Raw genomic sequence first — 14,048 nt, forward strand, 5'->3', positions numbered from 1 at the left:
TCGTGTGCTTCGCGTCGGCCATCTCACTTCTCCCCGTCATAGCTGGTCATGACCGTGTAGAAGACCCACGACAGGGCGAGGATGATCAGGAAGTAGATGATCGACATCGCCGCCGCCGGGCCGAGGTCGAACTGGCCGACCGCCATCTTGACGAGGTCGATGGAGAGGAACGTCGTCGAATTGCCCGGCCCGCCGCCCGTCACCACGAAGGGCTCGGTGTAGATCATGAAACTGTCCATGAAGCGCAGCAGGACGGCGATGGTCAGCACCCGCTTCATCTTCGGCAGCTGGATGTAGCGGAAGGTGGCGAAGCGCGAGGCGCCGTCGATGCGCGCGGCCTGGTAGTAGGCGTCGGGGATCGAGACGAGGCCGGCATAGCACAACAGGACCACGAGGCTCGTCCAGTGCCAGACGTCCATCAGGATGACGGTGATCCAGGCGTCGACCGGGTCGCGGACATAGTTGTAGTCGATGCCGATCTCGGCGAGCGCGCGGCCGAGCAGGCCGATGTCGACGCGGCCGAACACCTGCCAGATCGTGCCGACCACGTTCCACGGGATGAGCAGCGGCAGCGCCATCAGCACGAGGCAGACCGGCACGCCCCAGCCCTTGCGCGGCATGTTGAGCGCGATGAAGATGCCGAGCGGGATCTCGATGGCGAGGATGATGAAGGAGAAGGCGAGGTTGCGGCCCATCGCGTCCCAGAAGCGGCGCGAGTTCAGCATCTGCTCGTACCATTCGGTGCCGGCCCAGAAGAAGACGTTGTTGCCGAACGTGTCCTGCACCGAATAGTTGACGACCGTCATCAGCGGGATCGCGGCCGAGAACAGCACGAGCAGCAGCACCGGCAGCACCATGAACCAGGCCTTGTTGTTCCAGGTCTTGTTCATGGCCGGCCTCCCAGCTCTACGCGCCATGAGTCGGCGTAGAGGTTGATGCCGGCGGGGTCGAAGCTTATGCGCGGCTCGGCGGGGATCTCCTCGTCCTCGGCGGCGATCAGCGCGATGTCGCGGCCTTCGAGCGTCGCGCGCACGATCTTGCGCCGGCCGACATCCTCGATCTTGGCGATCCCGACCGGCATGCCCTCGCGCCCGAGGCGGACGAACTCCGGGCGGATGCCGAGCTCGACCGTGCCGGAAAGCGCGGCCGCCGGGGCGCCGGGCAGCGCGATCCGCGCCTCGCCGATCCGCGCCTCGCCGCCGGACACCGAAACCGGCAGCACGTTCATGCCGGGCGAGCCGATGAAATAGCCGACGAAGGTGTGGCGCGGCCGCTCGAACAGCTCGGCCGGGGTGCCGATCTGGACGATCTGGCCGTCATACATGACGACGACCGTGTCGGCGAAGGTCAGCGCCTCGGTCTGGTCGTGGGTGACGTAGACCATGGTGAAGCCATAGCGGCGGTGAAGCTGCTTCAGCTGCGAGCGCAGCACCCATTTCATGTGCGGGTCGATGACGGTCAGCGGCTCGTCGAACAGGATGGCGTTGACGTCGGCGCGCACCAGCCCGCGCCCGAGCGAGATCTTCTGCTTCTGGTCGGCGGTCAGGCCGCGGGCACGCTTCTGGGCAAGGCCGGCGAGGTCGATGATCTCCAGCGTCTCGCGCACCTTGCGGTCGACCTCCCGCTCCGGCACGGCGCGGTTGCGCAGGGGGAAGGCGAGGTTGTCGTAAACGCTCATCGTGTCGTAGACGACCGGGAACTGGAACACTTGGGCAATGTTGCGCTCCTGCGTCGAAAGCCGGGTCACGTCCTGCCCGTCGAACAGCAGCCGCCCCTCTGACGCGTGGATCAGACCCGAGATGATGTTGAGCAGCGTGGTCTTGCCGCAGCCGGAGGGTCCGAGCAGCGCGTAGGCGCCGCCGTCCTCGAAGGTGTGGGTGACTTCCTTCAGCGCGTAGTCGTCTTCCGATTGCGGGCGCTCGCCATAGGCGTGGCGGATGTGGTCGAGGTCGATGCGCGCCATGATGCCCTCCCTCTTTAGGCCGCTTGTCTTGCCGGGCCGCGCACGGCGCGGCCTTGCGCGTCGAACACCATCAGATGGCGCGGGTCGATGAACACCTCGACGCGCTCGTCCGGCTCGAAGGCGAGGATGCCCGGCGTCAGCATCACCCAGCCGGCGTCGGCGAAGGCGAGGTGGACGAAGCTCTCCGAGCCGGTGATCTCGGTGATCGTCACCTTGGCCGTGACCGGCACCGCCCCGGCCGAGCCGCGCTGCGGCGACAGGTGGTGCGGCTGGAAACCGACCGTGTAGACGCCGTCCGGCGCGTGGGCGGCCTGCGCCGGCACCGGCAGCCCGACGCCGCCCTCCAGCGCGAAGACGGCCCCGCGCTTCTCGAGGACGATGGTGTTGAGCGGCGGGTCGGCGAAGGTCATGGCGGTGACGAGGTCGACCGGCTCGCGGAACACCGCGACCGTCGGGCCGAACTGAGTGACCCGGCCCTCGGAAAGCGTCGCCGTGTTGCCGCCGAGCAGCAGCGCCTCGGACGGCTCGGTCGTGGCGTAGACGAAGATCGCGCCCGACTCCTCGAATATCTTCGGCAGCTCGGCGCGCAGCTCCTCGCGCAGCTTGTAGTCGAGATTGGCCAGCGGCTCGTCGAGCAGCACGAGGCCGGCCTTCTTGACGATGGCGCGGGCCAGTGCGGTGCGCTGCTGCTGGCCGCCGGACAGGTTGAGCGGGGTGCGGTCGAGATAGGGGGTGAGGCGCAGCAACTCGGCGGCGCGGCCGACCTCACGCCTTATCGTCGCGGCGTCCGCGCCCGCCACGTTCAGCGGCGAGGCGATGTTGTCGTAGACCGTCATCGCCGGATAGTTGATGAACTGCTGGTAGACCATGGCGACGTTGCGCTTCTGCACGGCGACGCCGGTCACGTCCTTGCCGTCGAACAGGACGCGGCCGCCGGTCGGCTGGTCGAGGCCGGCCATCAGCCGCATCAGCGTCGTCTTGCCCGAAAGCGTCGGCCCCAGCAGCACGTTGAGCGTGCCGTGGCGAAGTTTCAGCGACACGTCGCGGATATGGTCCGCGCCGTTCACCGTCTTCGTCACCTGATCGAGTTCCAGCATTCTCCTCCTCCCAGAGAAGCCCGCCCGGCGAAGGGCGGCCGCTATTCGGCCGCCGTGCTCCGTTCCCGGGCGATTCCTCGCATGTAGTCCTCCAGCGCTGCAGCCTCCCTTGCCGTCAGGCGCAGGCCGCGCTTGGTGCGCCGCCACAGCACGTCCTCGGCGGTCGCGGCCCATTCATGGGCCATGAGATAACGGATCTCCGCCTCGTAGAGGTCGGCCCCGAAATGGCGGCCGAGATCGGCCACTGCCCGCGCCGGCCCGAGCAGGACGCGCGCCCGCGTGCCGTAGAGGCGCACGAGGCGCGCCGCATGCGCCGCCTCGAGAAAGGGATAGGCGGCTCTGAGGCTTGCCACCTCGCGCTCGAAGCCGTCGGGGGCGAAGTCGCCGCCGGGCAGCGGCGCGCTTGCCGTCCACTTCGCCCCGCGCGGGCCGAGAAAGCCCTCGATCTTCTCCAGCATGTGCTCGGCGAGCCGGCGATAGGTGGTGATCTTGCCGCCGAACACGTCGATCAGCGGCGCTTCGCCTGCCGGCGCCTCGGCCATCAGCACGTAGTCGCGCGTGGCCTCCTGCGCCTTCGAGGCGCCGTCGTCGTAGAGCGGGCGCACCGCCGAATAGGTCCAGACGATGTCCTCGCGCCGCACGGGCTCGACGAAATACTCGCTTGCCGCCGCGCACAGATAGTCGATCTCGGACTCGGTGATCGTCACCGCGCCGGGGTCGCCCTCATAGTCGCGGTCGGTGGTTCCGATCAGCGTGTAGTCGTTCTCGTAGGGGATGGCGAAGATGATGCGGCCGTCGCGGTTCTGGAAGAAATAGGCGCGCGGGTCGGCGAATTTCTTCTCGATGACGATGTGGCTGCCCTGGACGAGGCGCACATTGTGCGCGCCGTTCTGGCCTATCGTCTGCGACAGCACCTCGTCGATCCACGGGCCGGCGGCGTTGACGAGCAGCCTTGCCCGGACAGTCGCGGTCTCGCCGGTGGCGGCGTCCTCGACCGTCACGGCCCACAGGCCCGCCTCGCGGCGCGCGCCTGTCACCCGGGAGAGGGTGCGGATGGTCGCGCCGCGGTCGGCGGCGTCGCGGGCGTTGAGCACGACGAGGCGCGCGTCGTTGACCCAGCAGTCGGAGTATTCGAAGGCGCGGCGGAACAGCTTCTTCAGCGGCTTGCCGGCCGCATCGCTGCGCATGTCGAGCGTGCGCGTCGGCGGCAGCAGCCTGCGCCCGCCGATATGGTCGTAGAGGAAGAGGCCGAGCCGGATCATCCATGCCGGGCGGATGCCTTTCGCATGCGGCAGCACGAAGCGCAGCGGCCAGACGATGTGCGGGGCGCTCCTCCAGATCACCTCGCGCTCCATCAGCGCCTCGCGCACCAGCCGGAACTCGTAGAATTCCAGATAGCGCAGGCCGCCATGGATCAGCTTGGTCGAGCCGGAGGAGGTGCCGCTGGCGAGATCGCTCATCTCGGCGAGAAAGACGGAGAAGCCCCGGCCCGCCGCGTCGCGGGCGATGCCGCAGCCGTTGATGCCGCCGCCGATGATGAAGATGTCGTGGATAGCTTCGCCGCCCACGCGCGCCTCCCATGCGTCTTGCGACGCGCATTTTCTGGTAATTCTTGCTTAGGAGAATTATTGCGAATGTAAAACGAATGTCAAATGAAATTAAGATGACAGAAAGCTTCGGCGATGAGACGGCCCGGATGAGGCTGTTCGCTTGCCCTTTCCGGAGAGGGAATCGAAAGCCGTTTCCATCCGGATCGAGGTCCGTCGCCTGTTAGGTCTGGGCCTTTCAATCTCCCGGAAAGTCAGCATGTTGGCGGGAGCTTGTCGCCGTGCGGCCGGATCGCTTCCGTGCGGGAAGGCTGTGCGCGGCAGGATAAAGGTTTCGTTTTTCAGAAAACGAAAGCGATAACGGGCTTCTTTCGGCCGGGCCGCTTTCGTCAGCGCGGTTCCGGCGCTGCGTCGAGGTCGAGACCGCCGCCGGCTTCGTCTATCGCCAGCGAGCGGGTGTCGACCGTGACGGAGACGGGCGGGTAGCAGATCTCGTTCTTGCGGCAGCCCTGCGAGACGAGGTTGACGCGCGCCGCCTCGCCGGGCGTGAGCCGGGCGACCGCCTCGCCGTAATAGACCTCGGACGGGCCGAAATTGGCGTCCGCCTCCTCCATGAACCCCGGCCCGGTGTCGAGCGCCAGCGGCGCGCCGGTTCCGGCGTCGCGTGCCTCGAAGCGCTCGCGATAGAGATAGTGTCCTTGGGCGATGTCCCAGCGGAAGACGAGCACGCCGCCCGCCTCGCGTCTCACCGAAAGCCGGAACGCCTCCTCCGCCGGCAGGAGGCGGGCCGGCTGGGCGCGCGCCGCCGCGGCGAACAGCAGCGCGGCGGGAAACATCAGGAACGCGCGGCGGTCCATGCTCGCCTCAGCCCTTCTGCGCGTCGCGCGCGTCGGAGATCACCTGCCTGAACCCGGCCTCGTCCAGCGCCGACGCGACGAGGAACGGGCCGACGAGGAACACCGGCGTGCCCTGAAGCCCCAGCCCCTCGGCCTGCGCGTTGTTGCGGCGCAGGAGCGTGGTGATCTCGTCGTTCCTAGCCTTGGCGTCCCGTTCCAGCCGCCCCATGTCGAAGCCGGCGGCGGTGAGCGCCTCGCGCATCCTCGCCTCCGGCACTCGCCCGCCGTCGATCGCCATCAGCGCGTGGTAGGCCTTCTCGTAGCCGCCCTGGTATTTCGCCGCCAGCGCCAGCTTCGCGCCGTAGACCGACGATTGCGTCAGGATCGGCCAGTCCTTGTAGACGAGGCGGATCCTGCCGTCGGCCTTCATCACTTTTGTCAGCGGAGCGACCGTGCGTTTGCAGAACGGGCAATTGTAGTCGAAGAACGAGACGATGGTGACGTCGCCACGGGGATTGCCGCCGACCGGCGCGGCCGGGTCGTTGAGGATCATCTCGCCGGAAAGGTCGTCCGGCTGGCTTGCCGCGGCCGGGCCGGCAGCGGCGAGCGCGCCCAGACCGGCGAGGATGGCGCGGCGAGTGAGGCGCGCGCCTGCCGGCGCGGCATCGAGCCAGCGCCGCGAAAAGCCGGAGGCGACATCCGGCGCGTTGAAATGGGTCATGCCGTTCCCTTCGTTCTCGTCCCGCACCGGCCGGCGAGCGCGGTGCGCTTCCTTGGGCCCCGCTTCGCCGCGAAAGCCAAATCACAATCTCTCGACTTGCGTGTCGGCTAGCCGGCCCGGCCGAGGAAATCGTCCCAGATGCGGCGGCCGAGGTCGTCGAACCGGCAGGCCGCTTCGATGAAGGCGTGCCGCTGCGCCGCGTCGACCAGCGGCGCCGGCAGCATCGGGTCGAAGACGATGCGGCGGATGGCGTCGTCGCCGAGAAGAAAGCTTTCGCGTGCCGCCACGTCGAGCGGCAGCGCGGCGGCGTTTGCCATCCAGGCGTCGAGCCGCGCCACGCTTTGCCGGTAGGTCTCCTCCAGCGCGTCCGCCGCCCACAGCGCCATCGCCGCCCGCTGCCGGTCGCCGTCGAGATCGTCGACGCCGAACACGGCGGCCTCCTTCTCCAGCCCGAGCCCGGCGAGGCGCGCGCGCACCGCCGCCACCCCGCCGGAAAAATTGTCCGGCCGGATGTAGAGGCCGTTCTCGAGCTCGCGCATGCCGAGCATCGACAGGGCGCGACTGCGTGTGCGTAAAAGCTTGCGATCGGAGCGCGGCAAACCGCCGGTGGCGGCTGCCACCCAGCGGCCCTGCCATGGCGCGAGCCGCGTTTCCGCCTCGCGCCAGCCTGAGACGTCGGCGGCGATGGCACGGCCGGCCGGCCCCAGCCGGTAGACCCCGCGCGCCGCCGCCTCGACCAGCCCGGCCCGCGACAGGCGGGCAAGGGTGACGCGCATGCTGTTGGCCGAGATGCCGAACAGTGCCCCGGCCTTCACCGCCTCGGGCGCGCCGAGTTCCCCGCCGCCGGCGGCGCGCAGGAGGTTGAGCACGACGCGGCGCGGGTCGGGTTCCGATATATTACATGAATTGACGATTTCGGTCATAATATGTAATTTATATGCCAAAAGCCTTCAGGTCGAGGAACCGCCATGTCGTCCGCTTCCGTCTCAGATTCTCCGTCCCTTAGCAGCCGCTTCCACACCCACGAAGTGGAAAATCAGCCGCTGCCGCTGCGCGACTACAATGTCTGGCAGAGCGATCCGGCGCTGCGCGAGGCGGTCGAGCGCGAGGGCGCGCGCTGGGCCACCGATCATCTGGAGGAATACGGCGCGCTGGCCGGCGGCCGGCTGGTCGATCTCGGCTACACCGCCAACGAGAACAGGCCGAAGCTGCGCTCCTTCGACCGCTACGGGCGGCGCATCGACGAGGTCGAATTCCACCCCGCCTATCACGAGCTGATGGGCGAGGCGATGCGCTACGGCATGAACGGCTTCGCCTGGCGCAACGCCAACCGCGCCGGCGCGCATGTGGCGCGCGCGGCGGTGATGTATGTCGGCTCGCAGGCCGATGCCGGCGTCGGCTGCCCGATGTCGATGACCTATGCCGCGATCCCGGCGCTGCGCCACAATCCGGCGCTGGCAGAGAAGTGGGTGCCGAAGCTGATCTCCACCGAATACGACCCGCGCAGCATTCCGATGGAGGAGAAGACCGGCTGCACCATCGGCATGGGCATGACCGAGAAGCAGGGAGGCTCGGACGTGCGCGCCAACACCACCCGCGCCGTGCGCCAGCCTGACGGCTCCTACGCGCTCGTCGGCCACAAATGGTTCTTCTCCGCGCCGATGTGCGACGCGCATCTGGTGCTGGCGCAGGCCGAAGGCGGTCTCTCCTGCTTCCTCGTGCCACGCTTCCGCCCGGACGGCGCGCGCAACGCGGTCGAGATCCAGCGTTTGAAGGAAAAGCTCGGCGACTGGTCGAACGCCTCCTCGGAAGTCGAGTTCCAGGGCGCGTTCGGCGAGCTGGTCGGCGAGGAGGGAAGCGGCATCAAGGTCATCATCGAGATGGTGGCGCTGACGCGGCTCGACTGCATGACCGGCTCGTCCTCGCAGATGCGCCAGGCGCTGGTGCAGGCGCTGCACCACACACGCCAGCGCAAGGCGTTCGGCAAGCTGCTCATCGACCAGCCGCTGATGCGCAACGTGCTCGCCGACCTCGCGCTCGAAAGCGAGGCGGCGATCGCGCTCACCCTGCGTATCGCCCGCGCCATCGACACCGCCTCGCGCGACGAGCACGAGGCCGCGCTCGCCCGCATCGCCACGGCCATCGGCAAGTACTGGATATGCAAGCGCGCGGTTCCCTTCGTCAACGAGGCGCAGGAGTGCCTCGGCGGCATCGGCTATGTCGAGGAGACGATGATGCCGCGCCTCTACCGGCAGGCGCCGCTCAACTCGATCTGGGAAGGCTCGGGCAACGTCCAGTGCCTCGACGTGCTGCGCGCGCTGCGCAAGGAACCGGAGACGCGCGAGGCGCTCATGGCTGAGCTCGCGGCCGCGAAGGGCATGGACGGCGACTACGACGTCGCGCTTGCGAGCCTGCCGGCGCTGTTCGACGACCCGCAGACGATGGAGTTCCGCAGCCGCTTCATCGTCGAGCGCGCCGCCCTGATGCTGCAGGCCTCGGTGCTGTTGCATTCGGGGCAGGCGAGAATAGCCGCCGCTTTCTGCCGCTCGCGGCTCGCCGGCGCGCACGGCCTCGCCTTCGGCACGCTTCACGCCGACGCGCCGGTCGACCTGCTGATCGATCGCGCCATGGCCGCTGCCTGAAGATGGCCGCGGCGGGGGAGGCGGGCGCTTGCCCTTGCCCGGCCGCTGCGGCACCATCGCGGCATGGCCTTCACGCTCCGCCAGCTTCAGTATTTCATCGCCGTTGCCGAGCAGGGCGCGGTGAGCCGCGCCGCACAGGCTTTGTCGATCTCGCAATCGTCGGTGACGGAGGCGATCCGCGAGTTGGAGACCGATCTCGGCGTCGAGCTGTTCGAGCGCCATTCGCGCGGCCTGTCGATCACCCACAAGGGCCACCAGTTCCTGCGCCATGCCACGCGCATCCTCGCCGGCGTCTCCGACGCGCGGCAGGCCTTTTCCGACGACAAGGCCGCCGGCGGCGGCGAGCTCCATCTCGGCGTCACCTCGCTGGTCGCCGGCTACGTGCTCTCCGACCTTCTCGCCCGCTATCGGCGGGCGTGGCCGTCCGTCTCGGTCTCGGCCATCGAGGACAATGGCGACTATCTCGAGCATCTCCTCGTCGGCGGCGAGCTCGACGTCGCGGTGATGGTCATCTCCAACCTGCGCGACCGCATGGCGCTCCAGGCCGAGATCCTCGAGGTCTCGCCCTACCGGCTGTGGCTGCCGCTCGGCCACCGGCTGGTCGGCGAGGAGATCATCTCCATCGAGGACGTGGCGCGCGAGCCGCTGATCATGCTCACCATCGACGAGATCGAGGAGGCGACGGGCAAGCTGCTCGCCGCGCTCGGCGCGCGCCCGCACGTGGCGTTCCGCACCCGCTCGGTCGAGGCCGTGCGCAGCCTCGTCGCCACCGGCGCGGGGGTAGCGCTGCTGCCCGACCTCGTCTACCGCCCGTGGTCGCTCGAAGGCGACCGCATCGAGAGCCGCGACATTTCCGGCTCGCTGCCGGCGGTGCAGGTCGGCATGGTGTGGCGGCGCGGCTCCGGCCTTTCCGCGCAGGCGCGCAACTTCATCGGCGTGGCGCAGGGCCAGCGGGCTGTCCGTCAAGGACGGTAAGCCGAGGTATCGGTTTTTCCGATATGCCATTTCTGATAAATGAATTTGCGAAAGCGCAGGATTTGGCGGACCTTTTCCCCGAGGGTTGCAGCCGCCACGGAGAGCGGCGCCCGAATGGGAGACGTTGCCATGAAATCCTTCCTGAAATCCTGTACCGCATTGACCGTCGCCCTCGGCTTCGTCGCGCAGGCGGCGGCCCAGGACATGAAGACCGAGGTGGGCGAGGGCGAGGGCCGGCTCAACGTCGTCGCCTGGGCCGGCTTCCTCGAAAGGGGCGAGACCGACCCGAAATTCGACTGGGTGACCAAGTTCGAGGAGGCGACCGGCTGCAAGGTCTCGGTCAAGACCGCCAACACCTCCGACGAGATGGTGGCGCTGATGAACGAGGGCGGTTTCGACCTCGTCACCGCCTCGGGCGACGCCTCGCGCCGCCTGATCGCCGGCAAGCGCGTCCAGCCGATCAACATCGACCTGATCCCGAGCTGGGGAAAGCTCGACGACCGGCTGAAGGAAGCGCCCTGGCACACGGTGGACGGTGTCCACTATGGCGTGCCTTACGTCTGGGGGCCGAACGTGCTCGCCTACAACACCGAGGTGTTCAAGGAAGCGCCGACCTCGTGGAACGTGGTGTTCGAGGAGCAGACCCTGCCGGACGGCAAGTCCAACAAGGGCCGCATCCAGGCCTATGACGGCCCGATCCACATCGCCGACGCCGCGCTCTACCTGATGACGCACAAGCCCGACCTCGGCATCAAGAGCCCGTACGAGCTGAACGAGGACCAGTACAAGGCCGCGCTCGACCTGCTGCGCGGCCAGCGCCAGCTCGCCAGCCGCTACTGGCACGACGCCTTCATCCAGATCGACGACTTCAAGAACGAGGGCGTGGTCGCCTCCGGCTCGTGGCCGTTCCAGGTCAACCTGTTGAAGGCCGACGGCGCGCCGGTCGCCTCGGTCTTCCCCGAGGAGGGCGTCACCGGCTGGGCCGACACCTCGATGATGCATGCCGACGCCGCCAATCCGAACTGCGCCTACAAGTGGCTGGAGCATTCGCTGAACTCGAACCTCCAGAGCGACCTGTCGCTGTGGTTCGGCGCCAACCCGTCCGTGCCGGCGGCCTGCACCGACGGCTCCGTTATGCTGACGGCGGAGGTCTGCGAGCAGAACGGCTCGAACAATTTCGAGAAGGTCCGCTTCTGGCAGACCCCGATCACCCAGTGCGAAAGCCAGGGCGAGTGCGTGCCCTATTATCGCTGGGTGTCGGACTACATCGCCGTCATCGGCGGGCGGTAATCCAGCCGCAGAGGCCGGCGCCGTCCCTCACCCGACCCTTCGGGCCGCCCTCTCCCCGTGAACGGGAGAGGGGATCGCCAGCGTTCCGGCCAATCCCCCTTCTCGCCGTTCACGGGGAGAAGGTGCCGGCAGGCGGATGAGGGGCAGCGCCCCGCCGCGCCGGTTTGCCGGCGACGCCATTTCCGCGAATGGAATCAAGCATGACTACAGCCGTTTCCTTCCAGAAAGTCTCGCGCCATTTCGGCGCGGTGCGCGCGGTCGACGCCGTCGATCTCGACATCCGCGAGGGCGAGTTCTTCGCCATGCTTGGGCCCTCCGGCTCCGGCAAGACGACGTGCCTGCGCCTGATGGCCGGCTTCGAGCAGCCGACCTCCGGCCATATCGAGATATTCGGCGAGACGGCGGAGGGCGTGCCGCCCTACCGGCGCAACGTCAACACCGTGTTCCAGGACTACGCGCTGTTCCCGCATCTCAACGTCCTCGACAACGTCGCCTACGGGCTGATGGTGCGCGGTGTGGCGAAGGCCGAGCGGCACGCCGAGGCCGCCGCCGCGCTCGAGCTGGTCAAGCTGCCCGGCTATGGCGGGCGCAAGCCCGGCCAGCTTTCCGGCGGCCAGCGCCAGCGCGTCGCGCTCGCCCGCGCGCTGGTCAACAGGCCCAAGGTGCTGCTGCTCGACGAGCCGCTCGGCGCGCTCGACCTGAAGCTGCGCGAGCAGATGCAGGACGAGCTGAAATCGTTGCAGAAGGCGCTCGGCATCACCTTCGTCTTCGTCACCCACGACCAGGGCGAGGCGCTGTCGATGGCCGACCGCATCGCCGTGTTCAACGAGGGCAGGGTGATGCAGGTCGGCACGCCCGAGGATGTCTACAAGCGGCCGCGCTCGCGCTTCGTCGCCGATTTCGTCGGCTCCTCCAACGTGCTGCCGCCGGATTTCGTCGCCGGCCACGGCGGGACGCGCCAGTGGGCGAGCCTGCGGCCCGAGGCGCTGCGCCTCGCCGGCAACGGGGCTGGCGCCGGGGAGCACGTCGCCGCCACGGTCCTCGCCCGCGCCTATCTCGGCGCGTCGACGCGGCTTTCCCTCGACGCCGGCGGCGCGCGCCTCCATGCCGTGATCCCGGCCGGCACGCCGCTGCCGGAAGACGGCGCCGCGGTCACGCTCGCCTTCGACCGGGCCGACCTCCACATCATGGAGGACCAGTCATGACCATGGCGGCGGCGGTTGGCTCTCCCATTAGGTCGGGCCGCGGCGGCGTCTTCGGCGCGCTGTCCGACGTGCTGTGGCGCAACCCGCGCCTGACGTTGTTCCTGATGCTGACGCCACCGCTGCTGTGGCTCGGCATCATCTATCTCGGCTCGCTGTTCGCGCTGCTTTTGCAGAGCTTCTTCTCGATCGACGAGTATTCCGGCCTCATCAACCGCGAGTTCACGCTCTCGACCTATGCCGAGCTGCTCAACCCGGCCAATATCGACATCATCGTGCGCACGCTCACGATGTCGGCCTCCGTCACGGTCGGCGCGGCGGTCATCGCCTTTCCCATCGCCTATTTCGCCGTCCGCTACGCGCGCGGCAAATGGAAGGCGCTGTTCTATCTCGGAATCATGCTGCCCCTGTGGTCGAGCTATCTGGTCAAGGTCTATGCCTGGAAGCTGATCCTGGCGCGCGAGGGGATCCTGAACTGGCTGTTCGCCAAGCTGCATCTGACATGGCTGCTCGACGCGTGGCTCGCCATTCCCGTCATCGGCGGCAACTCGCTCGCCGTCAGCCACACCGGCACCTTCCTCGTCTTCCTCTATGTCTGGCTGCCCTTCATGATCCTGCCGATCCAGGCCGCGCTTGAGCGCGTGCCGGGCAATCTGGTCGAGGCCTCGGCCGATCTCGGCGCCTCGCCGCGCCAGACCTTCACCAACGTATTGTTCCCGCTGGCGCTGCCCGGGATCATCGCCGGCTCGATCTTCACCTTCTCGCTGACCATGGGTGACTACATCATCCCGCAGATCGTCGGCACCTCGCGCCGTTTCATCGGCCAGGCGGTCTATGCCCACCAGGGCACGGCCGGCAACATCCCGCTCGCCGCCGCCTTCACCGTCGTGCCCATCGTCGTCATGGGCTTCTATCTGTGGTTCGCCAAGCGAAGGGGGGCCTTCGATGCGCTCTGACACCGGACGCCGCTCGCCGCTCGGCCTCAAGGTCGCCGCCGGGCTCGGCCTCGCCTTCCTGCACCTGCCGATCCTCCTGATTTTCGTCTACGCCTTCACGACGGAGGAGCGCAGCTACCAGTGGCCGCCCCCGGGCTTCACCACGAAATGGCTGGCCGTGACGTGGAACCGGCCGGATGTGTGGGAGGCGATGCTGCTCTCGGTCAAGGTGGCGTCGGTCTCCACCGCGATCGCGCTGGTGCTCGGCACACTGTGCGCCGCCGCCGTCTCCGGCTCGCGCTTCTTCGGCCGCGAGACGATCTCGCTCATCGTCATCCTGCCCATCGCGCTGCCCGGAATCATCACCGGCATCGCGCTGCGCTCGGCCTTCAGCCTCGCCGAGATCCCCTTCTCGTTCTGGACCATCGTCCTCGGCCACGCCACCTTCTGCGTCGTCGTGGTCTACAACAACGCCATCGCCCGCTTCCGCCGCACCTCCGGCTCGCTGATGGAGGCCTCGATGGACCTCGGGGCCGACGGGTTCCAGACCTTCCGCTATGTCGTCCTGCCCAATATCGGCACTGCGCTGCTCGCCGGCGGCATGCTCGCCTTCGCGCTGTCCTTCGACGAGGTCATCGTCACCATCTTCACTGCCGGCCAGCAGCAGACGCTGCCGATCTGGATGCTGGAGGAGCTGGTGCGCCCGCGCCAGCGCCCCGTCACCAATGTCGTGGCCATGGTCGTCGTCCTCGTGACGTTCCTGCCGATCCTGGCCGCCTACTACCTCACCCGCGACGGCGACCAGGTCGCCGGAGCCGGCAAATGATACCTCAAGGAGGA

General features: G+C 68.1%; 13 protein-coding genes. 6 read left to right on the top strand and 7 right to left on the bottom strand.

Annotation, left to right across the window (positions count from 1 at the left end; all coding sequences use genetic code 11):
* Positions 1 to 23 precede the first annotated feature (23 nt).
* The 7 genes from M9945_RS02775 to M9945_RS02805 form a co-directional block, all read right to left on the bottom strand.
* On the bottom strand, positions 24 to 890 hold the full coding sequence (locus M9945_RS02775) for a carbohydrate ABC transporter permease (RefSeq protein WP_367931177.1): 867 nt from the start codon (positions 888 to 890) through the stop codon (positions 24 to 26).
* Positions 887 to 1,963 (bottom strand): ABC transporter ATP-binding protein, encoded by a 1,077-nt coding sequence (locus tag M9945_RS02780; protein WP_367943309.1) that lies wholly within the window; start codon positions 1,961 to 1,963, stop codon positions 887 to 889. Before M9945_RS02780 ends, M9945_RS02775 begins: the two co-directional genes overlap by 4 nt.
* A gap of 14 nt (positions 1,964 to 1,977) precedes the next feature.
* Positions 1,978 to 3,060: an ABC transporter ATP-binding protein gene (locus tag M9945_RS02785; protein ID WP_367943310.1), complete on the bottom strand. Its 1,083-nt coding sequence runs from the start codon at positions 3,058 to 3,060 to the stop codon at positions 1,978 to 1,980.
* A 41-nt stretch (positions 3,061 to 3,101) separates the two neighbouring features.
* A complete protein-coding gene (gene glpD, locus M9945_RS02790; RefSeq protein ID WP_367943311.1) occupies positions 3,102 to 4,628 on the bottom strand; it encodes a glycerol-3-phosphate dehydrogenase in 1,527 nt (508 codons plus the stop codon).
* 368 nt (positions 4,629 to 4,996) lie between these two features.
* A complete protein-coding gene (locus M9945_RS02795) occupies positions 4,997 to 5,464 on the bottom strand; it encodes a protein-disulfide reductase DsbD N-terminal domain-containing protein (protein ID WP_367943312.1) in 468 nt (155 codons plus the stop codon).
* 7 nt (positions 5,465 to 5,471) lie between these two features.
* On the bottom strand, positions 5,472 to 6,164 hold the full coding sequence (locus M9945_RS02800; protein ID WP_367943313.1) for a DsbA family protein: 693 nt from the start codon (positions 6,162 to 6,164) through the stop codon (positions 5,472 to 5,474).
* A gap of 107 nt (positions 6,165 to 6,271) precedes the next feature.
* Positions 6,272 to 7,087, bottom strand: a complete 816-nt coding sequence (locus M9945_RS02805; protein WP_367943314.1) for a PaaX family transcriptional regulator C-terminal domain-containing protein — start codon at positions 7,085 to 7,087, stop codon at positions 6,272 to 6,274.
* 45 nt (positions 7,088 to 7,132) lie between these two features.
* Here M9945_RS02805 and M9945_RS02810 point away from each other — a divergent pair, with 45 nt between their 5' ends.
* The 6 genes from M9945_RS02810 to M9945_RS02835 all read left to right on the top strand — a co-directional run bounded on the left by M9945_RS02810 (position 7,133) and on the right by M9945_RS02835 (position 14,034).
* On the top strand, positions 7,133 to 8,806 hold the full coding sequence (locus M9945_RS02810) for an isovaleryl-CoA dehydrogenase (RefSeq protein WP_367943315.1): 1,674 nt from the start codon (positions 7,133 to 7,135) through the stop codon (positions 8,804 to 8,806).
* 63 nt (positions 8,807 to 8,869) lie between these two features.
* Positions 8,870 to 9,781: a LysR substrate-binding domain-containing protein gene (locus tag M9945_RS02815; RefSeq protein ID WP_367943316.1), complete on the top strand. Its 912-nt coding sequence runs from the start codon at positions 8,870 to 8,872 to the stop codon at positions 9,779 to 9,781.
* Positions 9,782 to 9,910: 129 nt separating this feature from the next.
* Entirely contained in the window at positions 9,911 to 11,071 is a 1,161-nt protein-coding gene (locus tag M9945_RS02820; RefSeq protein WP_367943317.1) for an ABC transporter substrate-binding protein, read from the top strand.
* Between the two features lie 200 nt (positions 11,072 to 11,271).
* Entirely contained in the window at positions 11,272 to 12,276 is a 1,005-nt protein-coding gene (locus M9945_RS02825; RefSeq protein WP_367943318.1) for an ABC transporter ATP-binding protein, read from the top strand.
* Positions 12,273 to 13,229 carry an ABC transporter permease gene (locus tag M9945_RS02830; protein ID WP_367943319.1) on the top strand — a complete coding sequence of 319 codons (957 nt, stop codon included), beginning with the start codon at positions 12,273 to 12,275 and terminating at the stop codon, positions 13,227 to 13,229. The genes M9945_RS02825 and M9945_RS02830 overlap by 4 nt, the downstream gene beginning before the upstream one ends.
* Complete coding sequence (locus tag M9945_RS02835) at positions 13,219 to 14,034, top strand: ABC transporter permease (protein ID WP_367931165.1); 816 nt, start codon at positions 13,219 to 13,221, stop codon at positions 14,032 to 14,034. Before M9945_RS02830 ends, M9945_RS02835 begins: the two co-directional genes overlap by 11 nt.
* Positions 14,035 to 14,048 lie beyond the last annotated feature (14 nt).

Source organism: Aquamicrobium sp., from assembly GCF_023954335.1.
In the GTDB taxonomy this organism is placed as follows: Bacteria; Pseudomonadota; Alphaproteobacteria; order Rhizobiales; family Rhizobiaceae; genus Aerobium.

Coding starts and splice junctions, on each gene's coding strand:
- M9945_RS02775 (WP_367931177.1), bottom strand. CDS start 890: ATGAACAAGACCTGGAACAACAAGGCCTGGTTCATGGTGCTGCCGGTG.
- M9945_RS02780 (WP_367943309.1), bottom strand. CDS start 1,963: ATGGCGCGCATCGACCTCGACCACATCCGCCACGCCTATGGCGAGCGC.
- M9945_RS02785 (WP_367943310.1), bottom strand. CDS start 3,060: ATGCTGGAACTCGATCAGGTGACGAAGACGGTGAACGGCGCGGACCAT.
- M9945_RS02795 (WP_367943312.1), bottom strand. CDS start 5,464: ATGGACCGCCGCGCGTTCCTGATGTTTCCCGCCGCGCTGCTGTTCGCC.
- M9945_RS02800 (WP_367943313.1), bottom strand. CDS start 6,164: ATGACCCATTTCAACGCGCCGGATGTCGCCTCCGGCTTTTCGCGGCGC.
- M9945_RS02805 (WP_367943314.1), bottom strand. CDS start 7,087: ATGACCGAAATCGTCAATTCATGTAATATATCGGAACCCGACCCGCGC.
- M9945_RS02810 (WP_367943315.1), top strand. CDS start 7,133: ATGTCGTCCGCTTCCGTCTCAGATTCTCCGTCCCTTAGCAGCCGCTTC.
- M9945_RS02815 (WP_367943316.1), top strand. CDS start 8,870: ATGGCCTTCACGCTCCGCCAGCTTCAGTATTTCATCGCCGTTGCCGAG.
- M9945_RS02820 (WP_367943317.1), top strand. CDS start 9,911: ATGAAATCCTTCCTGAAATCCTGTACCGCATTGACCGTCGCCCTCGGC.
- M9945_RS02825 (WP_367943318.1), top strand. CDS start 11,272: ATGACTACAGCCGTTTCCTTCCAGAAAGTCTCGCGCCATTTCGGCGCG.
- M9945_RS02830 (WP_367943319.1), top strand. CDS start 12,273: ATGACCATGGCGGCGGCGGTTGGCTCTCCCATTAGGTCGGGCCGCGGC.
- M9945_RS02835 (WP_367931165.1), top strand. CDS start 13,219: ATGCGCTCTGACACCGGACGCCGCTCGCCGCTCGGCCTCAAGGTCGCC.